The following is an 18346-nucleotide window of genomic DNA, read 5'->3' on the forward strand; positions in this document are numbered from 1 at the left end:
GACCGCTGGACTATCTTTATACGCTTGGTCGCCCTTCATCTGAAGGGAGGAGCTGTTTGTGAGATTAGCTACGTTGAAGCTTACAGATTCTTCGCTTTGCTCAGAATGACAGGGTTGTTTAATGTGACAGGTGGTTTGGGGATGGATGGTATTTGAGAAATTAAAAAAGAGCCTTTGTGCTTTTATACAAAGGCTCTTTTTACAGAGATTGAGGGTTAAATGTTTTCTACCTTTAAAATTTCCAGTGTTCGCTCGCCATCCTTAAACGGCCAATGGATGATATCGCCTACCTGTCTCCCAATGGTGGCCACGGCTACATCGCATAAAATAGATAGTTTTCCTTTTTTATTGTTTGTTTTGGTGGTTGCCACAAACATATATTCTTTTTCTTTGTTTTCTGTGTGGTCTTTTATTTTTACACGTCGGTTAACGGTAACGACATCGTCTGGTAGTTCACGCCTAAGTACTTGTTTGGCGTGTTTTAATTCCAAAAGCAATAGGTCTTCTTCTTCCCTGGTTACTTTTTTTCTTCGAACGTGATCTTTAATCATATCGTATATTCCTGTTGTTACTACTATATTTTTTGACATAATATTTATTTTTTTGATTTTCCTTCTCAACGCTAGCTGTTTGTGACTCAATAGTTCAAGACAGGGTGCCGTAAATAAAGCTCCTGTTCTTGAGCGCTAATGGTTGTGTTAAGAAGCAAATAAGATTAATTTTTTTTGAGTTTATTATGGAGTGGCCCTGTTTTGAGTCGTAACAGGGATTAATGAATAAACTCTTTTGAATTTTTCAAAAAAATATCGTCATGCAGGTAAGATAATGACAGCGTCAATCCCTGAAGGTTTTTTGTGTTTTTTATAAAGTAAACTGCTGTCATTTGTACTTAAAATTAATGAGTTACAAAGATAGCAAATATATTTAACATGTGCCCTATTTATACCAAAACTTGCATGAAAAACATGGGTAACATAAGCTTATAAAAGAGTGTTGTGCATTTCTATCCCTAACGGTTTTTGTAATACAGTTTATTTGCTATTTAAGCTTTGAACCTTCTTTTTAAACCTAAAAATTTAGGCTTATGAACATTTGTGGTTTAGACAGCTTGAAACTAGTTGATAACAAAAGACACGTTCATGTAAAAGTTTCTGCCTTGTCTGGGTATGTTGTTCCAGTCTGAATAGGTGGAGTAATTGGTATCCAAGATATTTTCCACGCCATATTTCAAGACCATTTTATTGCTTTTAACATAAAAAATATTGCCTAGGTTCAAATTTAAAATGGCAAAGGCTGCCGTTTTGTTTTCGCCGTAATAACTGCTGTAATTTGTTTGGTTTCCGTTACCATCCAATTGCAAGGCTGCATTAAAAAAGTTTCTGGTATAATTAATTTCTGCCAAATATGAAAAAGGTTTTATAAAAGGGAGGTTTTCATTATTGCTACCTTTTCCGTAGTTATAACCTAGGGTTGTGTTAAGGGAAAAAGCATCTGAAATATCATAGGTTGCATTTACATAAAAATCGAAAATACTGGCATGTGAGAGAGCCTGATACACCTTTACACCATTGGCACCAATGGTCATGGCACTTAAGGATGGATCTACCTCACCAATAATGTAATCTGTTAGGTAAAAGTAAGAGGTTTCAAAACCTATTTTAAACTGGTTGGCATGGTAATTTGCCGCCAGATTGGCCTCTAAGGCTTTTTCGTTGTTTAAATTTGGGTTCCCTATATAATCGAAATTATCGAAACTGTTGAACAGAAAGAAGCCATAGCCTTCGCTAACAGATGGTGCCCTTTCTCCATAACCAAGTCCAAAGGTGGCATCGTAGGAGTCTTTTTTCACTTTATAATCGGCAGACAAACTCATTAAAAAACGACTTTTGGAATCGTCCATGTCTGGATAAAATATTTGTAAGCTTTCCAAGCCCACTTCTTCTGCCACTGTGTTTTGATGGTACCCAACACGCGCAGAAGCTGAGACAGTTTTATCTTGGCTTAAGGCAAAAGCATCTTTTGCATATATGCCTGTGTACAGGGTCCTGATGTCTGGCCAGGTGTACATAAACATGGCTGGTTGATTGGGATCGTTAGGGTACATGGTCATTTCGGCCAAAGAACGGTTGTAAAAACCGTTTAGGTTAAGCAAGATGTTGTGCTTGTTTTCTTTTAAAGTGGCTTTGGTATAGAAACCATAGGTATCGCTCCAGCCTGGCATATCCATTCTAATAGGGACATCTGGGCGTTTGGAATCGTCCATGATATGTGTAATGGTGTTGTAATACAATTTGGATTCCCATGATTTGATTGTGGTGGAATCGTTTTTATAGGTATGTGTAAGGGAGGTTATCAAGGCTTCAGCCAGGGAGACATCCATGGGCAAGGCAGGATAGCCTACGTCTGTTGCTTTGTCGTAAATAACATTGGCATCCAGCACATGGTTTTCTGCTAGTTTATAACCACCTTGCAAAGACACATTGTATTTTTGAAATTGGGAATACAACACTTCTTTGTTTCCACCAGCATCGTAATTATCGGATTTTCTAAAAATACCATCGGCATTCACATAAAATTTATTGCCCACATATTCCAGTTCCAAACCAGCAATTTTATAATTGCCATTGGTTTCGTAACCCAAATCGACACTGGATTTAAGCCCGGAACCATTGAACTTGGATTGTGGCATTTGCAAATTGATGCCACCACCAACGCAATGACCATTTTCGGTACCTTCCTGTCCGGAATCTATACTTACTTGTTCCAGATTGGAGACATCTACATAGGATGTAATGGGATCCATTTTATCTGTACAGGCGCCAAAAATCTGCATGCCATCTATGGTAACCACCAAACGCTGACTGTCCATATTGTTCAAGGAAGGTTCCCAAGCGTAATTACCACGTTTAATCATGGTTACCTTATTGGATTTCTCTAAATACTCGTCTATGCTGGACAGGGTTTTTTCCTGTCTGTAATTGCTTAATTTGCGTTGACCGATTAAAATAACCTCATCCAATTGTGTGGTGTCTTTTTCTACTGTAGCTTCTAATTCCTGTGCAAACGTTAAGGCACTAAAAAGAAAGCCAAGACCAAATATCATGTATTTTTTCATGGGAATAATGTTAGGAGATTAATGAAACAAGTCAATAAAACATTGACCTGTTTCATAATATCTGTTGTGCTATTTGCTTAAAACTCAAGCTCTAAATAAAGACTGCTTTGAGGGTTTTCCTCTGTCACGCTTTCACCTTTTAAAACCGTATCTGTGGCATCCAAAAGTTTAAGGTTTAAAACCCAGTAACCCGTCATGGTTAAAGATAAATTCCCTTGGTAGGTACCATCTACAGTTCTATACGTTAAATCTGTATTGTTAGGCGAACTGTGGTTGCCCATTCCTGGCATTCTAGGATCTAAAGTAATAGTGTAATTTTCTACTACTGGAAAAGACATCATGTTTTCCATTTTGTAAAGTCCCACTTTCATGTTGTTAATGGCTATTTTAGGGTTTTGAGGCTCTATTAAAGCAAGAACGTAACGTGTGTTGTCTGTGCCCATAAAACTGGCAACGTTTTGGTTTTCGTATTGCAACACGGTTATGGTATCTGTTACGCTATAATCTGTACCGTCTATGGTATAGTTTAAGGTTAAGGACCATCCAGAACCATCTGTATTGGTCATTTGGTAAATGATGTTTCCTTGATAAACCGTATCCCTTCCAGGCGCTTTGGTTATAGCAGAATAAGGACAGGCATGTTGCATGGTTGGCATTTGCATGACTGGCATCCAGCTGATTGTAACATCTTCAAAAAAAGCATCAGTTGTATTGTCTTTAATTCTTAAGCTTATGTTATTGTAACCTGTATAAAAATGTCCAGACTTACTATAAAGTTCTATGGTGTGATTGTTGTTTACAATTTCCTGAATTTTTGTTAAGCCTTCTACCTCGTTAATGACAGGAGGTGTGCTGTTATTATTATCATCATCTGATGAACAAGCTGTAGACAATAAGGCTAAGAATAGAATTGGTAATATATATTTTAGTTTCATGTGTCAATATTTAATGTTTTCCAATGGTCACATGGAACACCCAAATTAACATTTCGCTATGTGACTAAAGTTTAATAACGGGTGTTTCATATTAGAATTTTTAGTTTAAAATTTTATGTAGCATGCCTCTCCAACTTGATATAACAAGCCAGATATGCTTAAACCCAAAGGGTTAGTTTTATACGAAAAAAGAAACTAAGAAATAGGTGGAGGTGTTTCGATATCCAAAAAGGTTTTTACAATTTTTGGCGAATTATGGGTCAATAAGACTTGTGGTAATTTATAGTCGTTAAATTGGTTCTCGATGGTGTTGATATTTGAAATGCAATACACATCCAAAACCATTCTTTTTGTCTCTTGAACGGGAATTTGACTATTGGAATCCGGATTGGTTTCCGAAAGTTGTTTGGCTAACTGACATTTACCATTACAACCCTGTTGGTTGTCCTTTTGAATACATAAGGTTTTGGCAATAAAATCCTGATTAACAAGAAAATCTCCAACAATAACCAAGGTGTTAATATTATGTGCAAATAATATGAACACAAGAACAAAGGCTGTTATTTTATGTGCTATTGCTGAAATCATAGGGCAAATTTAAGAAAGATATGCCTTGCAAAACATGATTAAAGTCAGATATTCGATTTAAATTATTAAAAAAAAAAAAGCCGAACGTGATGTTCGGCCTTGTCTATTTATAGGTGTGTTATTTTATATTTTAAAGGTCATAACCGGTAAAACTGCGTGGTTTGCAATATCTTCTGAAATACTTCCTTCAAAGAAATGTGCAATCCCTGTTCTTCCATGGGTTGCCACAGCTATTAAATCTGCGCCTATTTTATTTGCAAAGTTTAAAACACCTTTTTCAACAGTATAATCTGACACAAAGTTTATTTGCGACAATTTATCCAGGTTGCCTTCGGCCTTCATTAAAAAGTTGCTAACGGTTTGGTCTATTTCGTTGGTGCTTCTAAACCTATCAGAAGGAAGGTTTACGTGAAGCAAGTGCAGTTTTGCTTTAAAGTCCTGAAACAATGTTTTTGCCTTTTGGTACACAGCAACAGATTCAGCTGAGAAATCGCTAGCGAAAACCACATCTTTTAGATGGTCTTTATTGAATTTGTGTTTTAAGACCAACACAGGTACCTCTGAATGCCTTACTACTTTTTCGGTATTGGAGCCAACAAATATTTCTGAAAGCCCACTGGTACCATGAGAGCCCATAACAATTAAATCTGCTCCTTGGTCTTTAGCGACATCATTGACTTCGCTAAACACCTTAAAATGCTTTACCAGAGGTGTGACATTGGCCTCCTTTAAATAGGGTTTATCCAAAAATTCATTGAATCTCTTTTCGGCCAGTTTTAAAAAGAAAACTGCTTTTTGTTGTTGTTCTGAATCTGTGGATGTAAGGACAGAATCGGACATTTCGAGCATGTGGAGGGCAATAATTTCCGCATCATTGCCTTTGGCTAATTTTACAGCAGCTTCCAGGGCATACTCTGAATGTTCAGAAAAATCTATGGGGACAATAATTTTGTTCATTTTAATGGTTTTTAGTGATTTGATTTAAGATTTGTGTGCATACTTAATTTAACGATTTTTTGTTAAAAATAAAAGTACTGAACAGACTTTAAACCAAAGGTACTAAAAACACGATTAAAAATCTTTCTTTTTAGATTTAAAAATAATCCTGAAAACTGGCATAAGAACCCAAACTGTAAGCATGGCAATTGATACAATTAAGCCAAAATTGGTACCAAAAAACTGTTTAAAGATGGCTCCTGTGTAACCCAATAATGCAGAGATATCCAGTTTTAACAAAATAAGTGTCCTGGATAAGTCTATAGGGTTTAGCATGGTTCCTATTAAGGAGAGCTTATCCAACGGATAGTCTTCAAACAAAATCAAGGACATTAAAAAGATACCATCGTAAATAATGGCAAGAAACAGCCACAACAGGATGGCATAACCAAAGCCTTTAATTTTATTTTCGTTGGACAAGGCAATGTTGAAAGCCAAGGCAGAGAAAATAAAGGTTAAAAAGGCACCTGTTATCAACAGTAAGGAAAAATCCCAAATGGCTGTGGATTTAAAGAGACCGTAAAATATGAATGGTATTCCCAATCCCAAAACTAAACTCATGGACAACGAAATGGCGACGCCCAAATACTGTCCCAGAAAAATGGAAGATCGTTTTAAGGGTTGCGCCAAAAGAAGCTCTGTAAACTCTTTGGAGTTGTAGTAATACATTACTCCAAAAATGGTCCCTATTAATGGCACCAACACAATAATGACGTTCATTAAGGTAATAACGGCTTTGGAGAGGTCGTTGTTTAAAAACAACAAAACGATACCCAATAATAAGTAAAATGCAAAATAAACGTAGCTCCAACGGCTTCGCATTAAATCGTAAAAACTATATTTTAATATTTTAAGCATGATTGTCTGTTAATATAGATGCGATGGCATGTTCGAAATCTGGTTGATTGGTTTTGTTCTTAAGTTCGTTTATGCTTCCTTTGAAGTAAATTTTACCTTCAAGCAAAAACACAATTTCATCTGAAATTTCTTCAACAAAACTCATAATATGAGAGGTTATTAAAATGGTTTTACCCTTGTCTTTTTCGGCTTGGATTAACTTTTTTAACCGAAGCAATGAAATGGGATCCAGTCCAGAGGTTGGCTCATCCAGTATCACCAAAGGACTATTGAACATAAATGTTAGTACCAAATTCACTTTTTGTTTGGTACCTCCAGAGAGATTGCCCAATTTTTTATCTAAAAAAGGTTCCAATTTAAAAAGGCTGATCAATTCTTGGTCCAAGGTGGTGTTTCCACGCAAGTCCTTAATCATTTTTATCAACTCCTTTACCTTTAAATTGCTAGGGAAATTGGCTATTTGGGGTAAATAATCTATTTTATGTCTGTATGCAGAACCGTTTTTTACGTTTTCTCCCATTACAGAAATAGAACCTTTATTGGGAATGACCATTCCCAACAAGCATTTAATAAGAGTTGTTTTTCCGGAACCATTAGGGCCAAGAACAGCAAAGATACCTCCTTCGCTTATCTCTAGATCGAGACCGCTTAAAACCTGGTTCTTCCCGAATTTTTTATGTAAATTTTGAATGCTTACCATGTAATTCTTTTCATTTTAGGGTTGTTATCCAGTAAATTGTCTGGTGTAAAAACTGGCGATACTTTTTCGGAGAAATCAATAATATCTATAAACAAGCTACGCAGTAAAATAATGGTTTCTGGTGTTCTGTTTACTATATATGAAAAGAGCTTGACAGGTCTGTATGGTATGTCTCCAATACCGTTTTTGTTCAAATCGTAACCTGTGTAATTGCTCCAGTAGTTTTTATCGAAAATGTTATCGTTAATATTGCTGTTATAGGAAATATCAAAGGAATTGTACAAGAAATTGTTGCTGATAAAATGATTGGTATAGCAAGCGCCACGCACTTTTACAGCCCAACCATTGTTAATAAAATCGTTGTTGATATAATTAATCCTGTTGGATCCCTCTATGTTGATCCCTATGGTATTGTTAGAAAAAATATTGCCCTTAATTTCGGCATCGTTTATCTCTTTTAAGAGCAAACCATAAGATGCAGTCCCCCAGTTTTCTTTAAAAACATTGTTGTACATTTTTATTTTCTTTGAAAACATGACAGCCACTCCTGCTCCATTGTTTTCGAAGGTATTGTCTTGGTAAATATCATCGTTAGAGAACATGAAGTGCAGGCCATACCTAATATTGTTTGCACTAACATTGTTTTTTATGGTACAAAAGTCTGAGAATTCCAGATAAATCCCATCACGAACGCGTTCTACAAAATTATGTTCAATTTCAACGTTTTTGCTGTACCATAATTGAATACCATTTCCTGAGTTATACTCTTCTACGGCATCCCCTATTATTTTATTGTGAAAGATTTTTCCGTTTTGTGATTTTTCAATGTAAATACCAAAAAACAGTTTTTCCAGGACCAGGTTTTTAATAACAAAGTCCTTGCTCCTTTTTACCCGAATAGCTGCATAATCTTCGGTATAACTGGTACCAACATTAATAATGAACAGGCCATCTACAGTAACACTGTCTGAAACAACGGTGATAATTTCACCTTTCATTTCGCCATCTATTACAGGATAGTCTTTACCAATAATGGTCAAAGGTTTATCTACAAGTATATCGTGTTCTTTGTAGGTGCCTTTTTTTATAACAATGGTATCAAAATCCTTAGCAACTTTTATGGCATCTTTTACGTTTGAAACCGGACATTTCTCACAGACCTCAATGGTTTGTGCATGCAAAAAGCTGGCTAAAAAGATAGCTATAAAAGATACAATTTTAATTTTCATGCTAGTTTTCTTTAAAATGAACCAATAATTCATTCCAGGTGTAAAGTGTCCCTCCTTTTTCTTCTTGAACGTTTTGAGCGTCTTCTTTGGTCTTAAAAGCTGTTAAAAAAGCTCCCATAGGACTTGGAACATTTTTACTGATTAAAAAAGTAGCTTGAGTAGCATCTACAAGTATTTCTGGTTCTGTATAGACGTTGGTTAGGTAACTTTTTACTTCGGCAGCATCAAAGTCTTCCATAAAGTTTATCATGCATTCAGAAGCATCAAACTTGTAAATCTTACCTTTATTGGTTACAATTTCTGCAGCGTGAACCTTATCTACTATGGTCATTTTACAAAAATGGCAGCCATCTTTTCCGTAATCTATAGCTTGTGGCCCAACATTGCAACTGGTTAATACCAATAGTAGTACCACAAAGGAAATGTGTTTAAATCTTTGCATTATTTTAGTGTTTTTTTTAATCTCTAGGAGATTACTCTCCCGTGTTTTTTTAAGCTGAACCTTCTGCCTAACCAGAAAGCCACAAGTGTTAACGACATCCCTACAAACATAAGGTATCCACCAATATGAGGCAAGGAAGTTACATCAAAATTAAGTAATTTTTGGTGACCGAATAATGGTGGCTTATACGTCATAGGTGAACCATCTGGGTTTGTTACTTTTATAATGGCATGTGGATCTAGATCACTACCATAGGATATTAACCAATTATTAAAATCGTACATGCCTAAGATACCTAATACAGACATAAGTACAAACCAACCTAGAAAATATTTATAACTTATTTTCTCAAAAAAGCCTAATAAACCAATAGCTACACCTAAAACAACCATCCCTATAATAACTTTAGGGAACACGGCAAATTCCCACATATCTTCAGGTTTAGGTATCGTTTTCATTCCAATATAGTGGTTTAACCCATCAATATTTTGAAGGTCAAACTCAGACACTCCTTTAATTCCTTGAATGTAAATATTCATTCCTAGAGGTTCAGGGTATTGAGGAGCACCAAGCATGATGTTCCAAAGTGGAAATTTAAAAAGTCCCAACAACAATAAAGAACCTAAAACCATTACAATTCCAGCCTTTTTCATAAAATTAATACTTATTTATTAACCATTTAGTTAATAGTGTTTTAAAAAGAAAGGCGAGAGCGATATATTCAACTCTCGCCTTAGAGTAGGAAAATAAACACTAAAACAAAATTTTCCTAAGCTTTATTTATATCTAAACTTTTATTCGCCTAGAGACCAAGACAATTCAATATCGGAGTCTGCTGGAGACACACGGATATAACCTTGCATTTCTTGGTGTAAAGCAGAACAGAAGTCTGTACAATAGAATGGCCACACACCAACTTGCTTAGCTTCCCAAGTTAAGGTTCTTGTTTGTCCAGGCATGATTAATAATTCGGCATTATTAGCTCCAATCATTGCAAAACCATGAGGTACATCAAAATCTTGCTCTAAGTTAGTAATATGGAAAAATACTTTATCACCTACTTTAACACCTTCAATATTATCTGGTGAGAAGTGACTACGTATCATGGTCATATAGATATGTACGTTATTACCATCTCTAACTACTTTTCCTTCAGCATCGCTTAAGGTTTTTCTTGGATGTTCGTTTTCAGCGAGTTTAAAGATTTTTTGGGATTGATCTTTAATGATTTCTGCTGGAATAGCCGCTGCATAGTGCGGTTCTCCGTGTGTTGGGAAATCGTATATCAATTCCATTTTATCTCCCGAAATATCATATAACTGAGCAGAATGCTCCATCTCAGGACCTGTTGGTAAATAACGGTCTTTTGTTATTTTGTTCATAGCAAACATGTACTTGCCAAATGGTTCTCTAGAGTTTCCTCCAGGAATGGCTAAGTGACCAACTGAGTAGTATGTTGGTTTTCTGTCAATAACTTCCCATGTACCCAATTTCCATTTTACAACTTCAGAAGAAATAAAGAAGGTAGTATAAGCATTTCCTTTACCGTCAAATTCGGTGTGTAAAGGGCCTAAACCTGGTTGCTCTACAGAACCTGCCAATACATCTTCGAATTTTAAGATAGGAATACCATAGGCATCTCCATCAAACTTTTTGTTTTCAATGGCATCAATCATTTTAGTAAATGAATGCACTGTTAAGTTGGCTGATAATTTACCGTTACCAACAATATATTCTCCAGTAGGATCTACATCACAACCATGAGGAGATTTTGGTGTTGGCAATAAGAATACAGCACCAGGAACTTCAGAAGGGTTTACCACACGAACTTCGTTTTTCATGGTAGATGTTGCAGTGTGAGTTACATCACTGTGCAAATTATGAGCATATTTTGCTGGCATCATCGTTCCACCACCATTATTAACGTATTCTTCGATTTTTTTCCAGTTAATGGCTGCAATAAAATCTTTATCGTTTTGAGATGCATTAACCTCTAACAGAGAGTTTGCTTCTTCAGTATTATAGGTTGTAAAGAAAAACCATCCGTGAGATTTTCCACGTCCTGGGTGAGATAAATCGTAGTTAAATCCTGGCATTAACACTTGGAATTTAATATCCATATGTCCATGTTCCGGATCTACAGAGATAAATGTTAAAGCTCCTTTAAAGTTTCCTTTATAGTCTTTAATAGACATATCTCTTTGTGGTACTGGAACAGAGAAACGTGTTCCTGCAACTACATACTCTGTATTTTCTGTGATAAAAGAAGAACTGTGGTTACCAGCACTGTTTGGAACTTCAATGATTTCTTCAGTTTCAAAAGTGGTTAAACTAATTCTGGCAATACGAGGTGTATTGTTACCATTAATAAAAATCCAACGACCATCTAATTTACCATTAGTTTGAGAGATGTCTGGGTGATGTGAATCGTCCCAAGGCACAAAGCCATAAGAAGTTTCTAACATAGGTTTGGTTTCTTCAGAATACCCGTAACCATTGGTAGGGAATTGAGAGAATACTGGAATTTCTTTAAACATTCTTCCAGATGGTAATCCGTACACTGTAAGGTTACCACTATATCCTCCAGAAAGAAACGCATAATGCGAATCGTGTTCACCTGGAGCAATGTATACCTTCTCGGCATTACTTGAACTTAAAGCTCCATTAGATTTGTTCGACTTTTGATCATTACAACTTGTAAAAGCTACCGCTGTAAAGAAAAGTCCAATTGATAATTTAAAAAAGTTTTTCATAAGAATGATATTTATTAGTGTTTAATTTTAATTAGGTAAAATAACTTTATCCACCACATGAACGATTCCGTTACCTGCAGGAATGCTAGCTATAATTTTAGCTCCACCTACGTAAACATCGTCTCCTTTAACTTCTACTGTAACATAGCCGTTATTAGCTTGTCCTAATTTTTTAAATTTCTTTAAAAAATCTTTAGAGTAGTTTCCAGGTGTTACATGGTATTTTAAAATATTTGCTAAGGCATCTTTGTTTTCAGGTTTTAGTAAATCTTCTACGGTCCCTTCTGGCAAAGCAGCAAAAGCTTCGTTTGTTGGTGCAAATACCATTAATGGACCTGCATTTACCAAAGCGTTTTCCAGTTGAGCTGCTTGAACAGCTGCTACTAATGTAGTATGGTCTGGAGAACCTATGGCTATTTGCAAGACATTTGGTACTGCCTCATCATCTTCAATAAAAGCTTGACCTTGTCTTTCAGGTGCTTCTGTAGAAGCTGCTTCGGTTGTGACTTGTGATTGTTCTGTTGTATTAGCTTCATTTTTACAGCTAATAAACAGAACAACTAAAAGAGCAGTGAATAAAAATTTAAGGTTAGTTGTTGTTTTCATAATATGAATTATTTAAGTGTTCTAAAGTACTCTAAAACAGCTCTAGCTTCATCTTCTGTTAAGTTTTGGTTAGCCATTGGGGAACCGTTAAACTCAATTAACAATTCTTTTGCCAAAGGATCGTTTTGCACCATTTCTTCAGGATTTAAAATCATGTTCATAATCCATTCTGGTGTTCTACGCTCTAAGATACCTGTAGGAGCTGGACCAATGAATTTTTTGTCAACTCTATGGCAAGCTGTACACATTTTTTTATAAATGTCTTCACCTTTGGTAGCCATACTTTGGTCTATGTCTGCAGGTAACTCTACCGATTTGATAGGCCCAACCCCTTTATTGGTTAGATCTATTTTTTCGGAAGCTTTTACTGTTTCAACTTTTGGCGCTTCTTCCTTTTTCTCAGTTGGCGCCTTTTTTTGGTAAGAAAATGTTTCTTCTTTTTTTTCTTCTTTTCCTCCACAACTTACAAGTAGTGAAATAAATAAAACGGTAATAATTTTTAGTGTTAACTTCATGATATATATTTAATTTAATAGGACAAATTTAAGGGCTATCTATAAAACAAAATATGACATTAATCATATTTAGGATTATTTCATCTTTTTTTATAAAAAAAAGGGTTGAAACAAAGTTCAACCCTTTTTCATCATGAAAAAGTTTCTTATGAAGAAAAAAAAACTAAATTTTAAAAGTCATTACTGGTAAGGTGGAATGGTTGGCAATATCTTCAGAAATGCTTCCTTCAAAGAAGTGTGCTATGCCCTTTCTACCATGTGTTGCCACTGCTATTAAATCGGCTCCTATAACGTTGGAGAAATTTAAAATCCCTTTCTCAATGCTATAATCGTTTACATAATTCACTTCGTTCATTTTTTCAATGCCACCATCGGCTTTTCTTAGAAAAACCGCTACTTGTTTTTCTATCTCTGCCGAGCTTTTAAACTTAGAGCCTGGTAAATTTACATATACCAAGTGCATTTTAGCTCCCAGTTTTACAGCCATTTCTTTGGCTTTTACATATTGTTCTATGGCTTCTTCCGAAAAATCGCAAGCAAAAACCATGTTTTCGAAATCCATTAAAATAGGATTGTGTTTGATTATGAGCACTGGAATATCTGAATGCCTTACCACTTTTTCGGTATTGGAGCCAACCAGCACTTCTTTAAGTCCACTAGCCCCTTGAGACCCCATCACTATTAAATCGGCATGGTGTTCCTTGGCCACTTCGTTGACTTCGCTAAACACTTTAAAGTGTTTAACAATGGGTGTTACCGCAACTCCTTTAAGATATTCTTTGTTTAAAAAATCTTCGAATTTTTGTTCGGCCAATCTTAAAAAAAACAGAGATTCCATTTGTTTCATATTATCTGCTTTTGTTAAAACAGCATTGGAAATTTCCAGCATGTGCAATGCTAAAATTTCGGCGTTGTTCTTTTTGGCCAACATGGATGCTGCTTCTAAAGCATATTCGGAATGCTCAGAAAAATCGACTGGTACAATTATTTTTTTCATTTTTTTGGTTGTGTTTTTATATCGTCATAGAAAACAATTGGGTTTCTGGCATTTTTTCTTGCAATAACAAATCGAAAGCCATACAAATGTTCCTTACAAATGGTTTTCCTTTTTCGGTTACCTGAAGGCTTGTGCTGTTTATTTCCAACAAACCATCTGTTTCCATTTCCTCCAGCTTTTTTAAAACTTCCGGAAGTTCTTTAAAATACTGTGCGTCTGAGTTCCAAGAAGTATAAAACTGGCACATTAGGTTTAAAATATGTTTCCTGATTGTGAGATCGATGTCATTTAAAATATGACCTCTATATATAGGAATGATGTTTTCGTCTATTAAATGATAATATTCTTCCAGGCTTTTTACGTTTTGTGCAAAGCCATACCAGCTATCGCTTATGGAAGAAACTCCCAAGCCAATCATGGCCTGTGTTTTGGAAGCTGTATAGCCCATAAAATTCCTGTGTAGTTTTTGTTGCTCTATGGATTTGTACAATGAATCTGATTTAAGGGCAAAATGATCCATGCCAATTTCCACAAAGCCAGCTTCTGCAAGCAGCTCTTTACCTAGTTCATATTGTCTTCTTTTGGTTTCTGGAGTAGGTAAATCTTCTTCTTTAAAACCACGTTGCCCATTGCCTTTTATCCATGGTACATGTGCATAACTGTAAAATGCCAATCGGTCTGGCATAAGCTCTTTGGTTTTATTTATGGTTTCTTGAACATGTTCTATGGTTTGAAAAGGTAAACCAAAAATTATATCATGACTTACAGACGTGTAACCTATTTCCCTTGCTTGTTCTGTAACACGCTTGACATTTTCAAACGGTTGAATTCTATGAATGGCTATTTGAACGGTTTTGTTATAATCCTGAACTCCAAAACTAACACGTCTAAACCCTAAATCGTACAAGGTTTGCAAATGTTCTTTGGTCGTATTGTTTGGATGGCCTTCAAAACTAAACTCATAGCCTTCTGCCAAAGTTGCCCTTTTTAAAAGCCCTTCAATTAAACGCTTTAGGTTGTCTGTGGAAAAGAACGTTGGTGTGCCTCCACCCAAATGTATTTCTTTAATATTGGGTTTGGTATCAAACAACTTGCAATATAAATCCCATTCTTTTAAAACAGCAGTTATATATGGCGACTCTACCTCGTGTCTTTTGGTGATACGCTTGTTACAACCACAAAAAGTGCACAGGCTCTCGCAAAAAGGCAAATGCAAATAAAGGCTTAATCCCTCTGTTTGGTTGCTTTCGTTAAAAGATTTTATTAAGGATTCTTTCCATTTTTTAGATGAAAAGGTGTTTATGTCCCAATAAGGAACCGTTGGATAGCTCGTGTATCGAGGTCCAGCTACATTATATTTATTTATTAAAGAGTTTTTCATACCTAAACAATTCAGGTACAAAAGTATATTTAATGCGATTTTTAAAACATGACTTTTATCATATTAGAGGGTTTAAAATTTTAAATCCTTCTATTATTTACGTAACTTTGGATAAACCTTAAACATTAATTTAAAATGAAAAAACCGATATTGTTTGCGTTATTGCTAAGCTTGAGTTTTGCAATAAGCTGTAAAAACGACAAAAAAGAAAACACTGAAGCCGAAGGAACCACTACCGAAGAAAACGTAGTAGAACCTGTTGAAGAAACCGTAAATGAAGATGTTAAGAAAATAAAAATTAAACTAGAACCTAAAAGTGACAGTAAAGTAAACGGAAGCGCTGTATTTACCGAAACAGAAGGAAAAGTAACCATGGTTGCTGTTTTTGACGGTTTAACCCCTGGAACCCATGCCATCCATTTACATGAAAAATCTGATTGTTCTGCACCAGATGGAACATCTACAGGTGGACACTGGAACCCAACAAACGAACCTCACGGAAAATGGGGTGACGTAAAAGGATATCACAAAGGTGATATAGGAAATTTTGAAGCTGACGAAAACGGAAATGGTACCATTACATTCAGTACAGACCAATGGTGTATAGGTTGTGGAGATCCTAACAAGGATATTTTGGATAAAGCCGTGATTGTGCATCAAGGTGCAGACGACTTTACATCGCAACCCACTGGTGATGCTGGTGGTCGTGTAAGCTGTGGTGGTATTATAAACTTAGAATAAATATAAACCTAAACACAAATAAAAATGCTGCCAGATGGCAGCATTTTTTTTATTCTTCAACTCAACAGGTACTAAAATCTATAACTAATATTGGCTTTAAAAAAGAAAGGTGTTCCAGGAGTAAAGTGAATTTCTTCTACAGGTTCCAATTCGTTTTGCAATCTGGACTCTGTGGCAAATTGCGTTTCATTCCATTCGGTATCGAAAAGGTTTTCTATGGCAATTCCCAGAACCAAATTATTGGCAAACTCATAGCTTAAGTTCAGATCGGTTACAAAATAACCTTCGGCAACTATGGAATTGTCTTCATTTGCTGGTCTATCATCTATAAATCGATAACGAATCGCTCCAGAAAACCCTTTAAAATTATTCACCGACAAGCCTCCTGTAAGTGTGAAATCCGGTGCTAAAGGAATGTAATCTTCCCCGGAAGGTTCCTCTACACTTCTAGCATGTGTTAAGGTTGCGTCTGTATCAAAATACAACCAATCAATAATTTGGTACCTTAAGCCCAAATCCAACCCATATCGTTTGGATTCTCCACTAGGCTCCACAATTCCAGCATCTCCAACATACACAAATTCCTGTTCCAAAAACAAGTACCACAAAGCTGTATTAAAAACCACTTTAGGAACTGGTTTCCAAATAGCCCCAAAATCTGCTCCATAAGCTCTTGGTAAAATATCCTCGCCTTGTTGTTGCACCACAACCCTAGCATCGTTTGAATGGAAACCTATACCAGTTTTTAAAAACCATTGTAGGTTTTCATTTTGGTTAAAAAAGAAATTCACCTTAGGGTTTACTATGGTTTTTGTTTCTGAAAGGGTTTCATAATCACTCACCAAAGCATCATTGTACATAAACTTAAAATAATCCAAACGCAACGCTGGCGCTACTATAAATTTACCAAAGTCCAGTTCGGCATTTATATAGGCAAACATATTGGTTTCGTTCACATCGCCCAAAGCCATATAATTTAACGTTTCGTTTCTATTTAATGTATGCGACAATTCCACATCGTTTACAAAATCGTAACGCATGCCAAAACCTCCCGTATAAGTAGCTTCAACTGCACCTAAATTGCCATCTCGTGTAAATTCTGCATTGAAACCAAAAATATCCCTAGCTTCTTTTTGTTTTATTTGGTCGCCATTGATTGGGTCTTCCAAAAAGAAGGTGAAATTGGAATACAGTTCAAAATTGTATTGCGAATAAAACACATTGGACTTAAACTGTAAATTTTCGGATAATAAGGAGTTGTACTCTACATTAAAATTGGTTCTGGAGGTATTTCCTCCTTCGGTATCATCAATAGAACCCCATCGATCTATCATACCAGAGTCTACAGCCCTTTGTGGTATTTGTCCCGAAGCGTCCCAACGACTTTTAAAATGAGAAAGCGATACAGATAATCTGTCGTTTCCTTTAAGATACGTGGTGTATTTCCCAAAAAGGTTGATACGGTTGAAATTTTGAGGAGAATGATAAGGTCCATCAAATTGAATGTACTCCAAAGCTACATAAGCATTTTGGTTGGGTGTATTTCCCAACAGGTTGAACATTCCAAGCGTTCGCATGGAATTAAATTGTCCGTAACTGAAGTTTATTTCACTGGAGCCAATATCTTCCTTGGTATTAAAGTCCACATATCCAGCGGTATTGAAGTCGCCTTTGTTGGCATAGTATGGTCCTTTACCAAAGTTGATATTATTAATGGTTTCCGGAATAAGAAAGTGTAAATCGCTATAACCCTGTCCGTGAGCATGAGACACCATATTTACAGGCATACCATCTACAGAGAGACTGATATCTGTACCATGGTCAATATCAAAACCACGTAAGAATATTTGTTCGGCCTTTCCTCCTCCAGCATGTTGCCCAATAATCAGACCTGGGACTTTACGTAAAATTTCTTGTGAAGAATTAACTGGATTGGTTTCCAAATCCACTTTGGAAATGCTGTTTAAAGCGTCTATTTGTTCCGTAATCACCAATTCATCCAATAAAATGGTCTTTCCTTTTAAAACAATGGTAAGGCTATCTTTGAAATGGTTTTCGTTCAACACCAAAAAAGTCTTTTCGTAACCCAACAAACCAACGGTTAAAGAATCGCCTACCTGATTGTTCTCTAACACAAAAGAGCCATTGGCAATGGTATGCGCATGAGATGATGAGTTAGTGTTGTAAATATAAACATCCTCCAACGGTTGTTGGTTGCTATTGGTAACAACACCTTTGATGTTCTGAGCCTGTGAGCTGCCAATAATTAAAAACAATAAAATAGTAAAGATTCTTTTCATAAGTAATTAAATAACGTGATTAAACGATAAACCTGTAAAAATATAACGACAGCCATAACCCTTTTACAATGTTAACAGCTTTTTAACTTTTGCTTTTAACCCTTTTAAAAAATCACAGAGCTTTATAAATATTTTTTACACTTATAGTATTGGTTGATTTTAGATATAAAATTTATCTTTACTGCGAAGA

At 35.8% G+C, this 18346-nt stretch carries 17 protein-coding genes; 1 reads left to right on the plus strand and 16 read right to left on the minus strand.

What is annotated here, in order from left to right:
- Positions 1-215: 215 nt before the first annotated feature.
- The 15 genes from D778_RS13610 to hemN all read right to left on the minus strand — a co-directional run bounded on the left by D778_RS13610 (position 216) and on the right by hemN (position 15115).
- On the minus strand, positions 216-590 hold the full coding sequence (locus D778_RS13610; RefSeq protein ID WP_007651715.1) for a GreA/GreB family elongation factor: 375 nt from the start codon (positions 588-590) through the stop codon (positions 216-218).
- 524 nt (positions 591-1114) lie between these two features.
- A complete protein-coding gene (locus D778_RS13615; protein ID WP_007651716.1) occupies positions 1115-3115 on the minus strand; it encodes a TonB-dependent receptor plug domain-containing protein in 2001 nt (666 codons plus the stop codon).
- A gap of 77 nt (positions 3116-3192) precedes the next feature.
- Positions 3193-4050 (minus strand): hypothetical protein, encoded by an 858-nt coding sequence (locus D778_RS13620; RefSeq protein WP_040492652.1) that lies wholly within the window; start codon positions 4048-4050, stop codon positions 3193-3195.
- Between the two features lie 195 nt (positions 4051-4245).
- On the minus strand, positions 4246-4638 hold the full coding sequence (locus D778_RS14270; protein ID WP_007651719.1) for a hypothetical protein: 393 nt from the start codon (positions 4636-4638) through the stop codon (positions 4246-4248).
- Positions 4639-4761: 123 nt separating this feature from the next.
- Complete coding sequence (locus tag D778_RS13630) at positions 4762-5595, minus strand: universal stress protein (RefSeq protein WP_007651724.1); 834 nt, start codon at positions 5593-5595, stop codon at positions 4762-4764.
- Positions 5596-5709: 114 nt separating this feature from the next.
- Positions 5710-6492 (minus strand): ABC transporter permease, encoded by a 783-nt coding sequence (locus tag D778_RS13635; RefSeq protein ID WP_007651726.1) that lies wholly within the window; start codon positions 6490-6492, stop codon positions 5710-5712.
- Positions 6485-7192: an ABC transporter ATP-binding protein gene (locus D778_RS13640; protein ID WP_007651728.1), complete on the minus strand. Its 708-nt coding sequence runs from the start codon at positions 7190-7192 to the stop codon at positions 6485-6487. Before D778_RS13640 ends, D778_RS13635 begins: the two co-directional genes overlap by 8 nt.
- Positions 7186-8421: a nitrous oxide reductase family maturation protein NosD gene (locus D778_RS13645; RefSeq protein WP_007651732.1), complete on the minus strand. Its 1236-nt coding sequence runs from the start codon at positions 8419-8421 to the stop codon at positions 7186-7188. The genes D778_RS13640 and D778_RS13645 overlap by 7 nt, the downstream gene beginning before the upstream one ends.
- Position 8422: 1 nt before the next feature.
- A complete protein-coding gene (locus tag D778_RS13650) occupies positions 8423-8863 on the minus strand; it encodes a nitrous oxide reductase accessory protein NosL (RefSeq protein ID WP_007651733.1) in 441 nt (146 codons plus the stop codon).
- Positions 8864-8886: 23 nt separating this feature from the next.
- Complete coding sequence (locus tag D778_RS13655; protein ID WP_007651734.1) at positions 8887-9516, minus strand: hypothetical protein; 630 nt, start codon at positions 9514-9516, stop codon at positions 8887-8889.
- A gap of 141 nt (positions 9517-9657) precedes the next feature.
- Complete coding sequence (gene nosZ, locus D778_RS13660) at positions 9658-11616, minus strand: Sec-dependent nitrous-oxide reductase (RefSeq protein WP_007651736.1); 1959 nt, start codon at positions 11614-11616, stop codon at positions 9658-9660.
- A gap of 27 nt (positions 11617-11643) precedes the next feature.
- The gene (locus D778_RS13665; RefSeq protein WP_007651739.1) at positions 11644-12222 is read right to left on the minus strand and encodes a fasciclin domain-containing protein; all 579 of its coding nucleotides are present in this window, start codon (positions 12220-12222) and stop codon (positions 11644-11646) included.
- A gap of 8 nt (positions 12223-12230) precedes the next feature.
- Complete coding sequence (locus tag D778_RS13670; protein WP_007651741.1) at positions 12231-12737, minus strand: c-type cytochrome; 507 nt, start codon at positions 12735-12737, stop codon at positions 12231-12233.
- 163 nt (positions 12738-12900) lie between these two features.
- Positions 12901-13734, minus strand: a complete 834-nt coding sequence (locus D778_RS13675) for a universal stress protein (protein ID WP_007651743.1) — start codon at positions 13732-13734, stop codon at positions 12901-12903.
- A gap of 16 nt (positions 13735-13750) precedes the next feature.
- Positions 13751-15115, minus strand: a complete 1365-nt coding sequence (gene hemN, locus D778_RS13680) for an oxygen-independent coproporphyrinogen III oxidase (protein WP_007651745.1) — start codon at positions 15113-15115, stop codon at positions 13751-13753.
- A 135-nt stretch (positions 15116-15250) separates the two neighbouring features.
- Here hemN and D778_RS13685 point away from each other — a divergent pair, with 135 nt between their 5' ends.
- Positions 15251-15856, plus strand: a complete 606-nt coding sequence (locus tag D778_RS13685; protein WP_007651747.1) for a superoxide dismutase family protein — start codon at positions 15251-15253, stop codon at positions 15854-15856.
- A gap of 71 nt (positions 15857-15927) precedes the next feature.
- On the opposite strand, the gene D778_RS13690 is transcribed toward D778_RS13685, so the two are convergent.
- Positions 15928-18156 carry a TonB-dependent receptor gene (locus D778_RS13690; RefSeq protein WP_007651753.1) on the minus strand — a complete coding sequence of 743 codons (2229 nt, stop codon included), beginning with the start codon at positions 18154-18156 and terminating at the stop codon, positions 15928-15930.
- Positions 18157-18346: the final 190 nt, after the last annotated feature.

It is taken from the genome of Xanthomarina gelatinilytica, assembly GCF_000348685.1.
Lineage (GTDB): Bacteria > Bacteroidota > Bacteroidia > Flavobacteriales > Flavobacteriaceae > Xanthomarina > Xanthomarina gelatinilytica.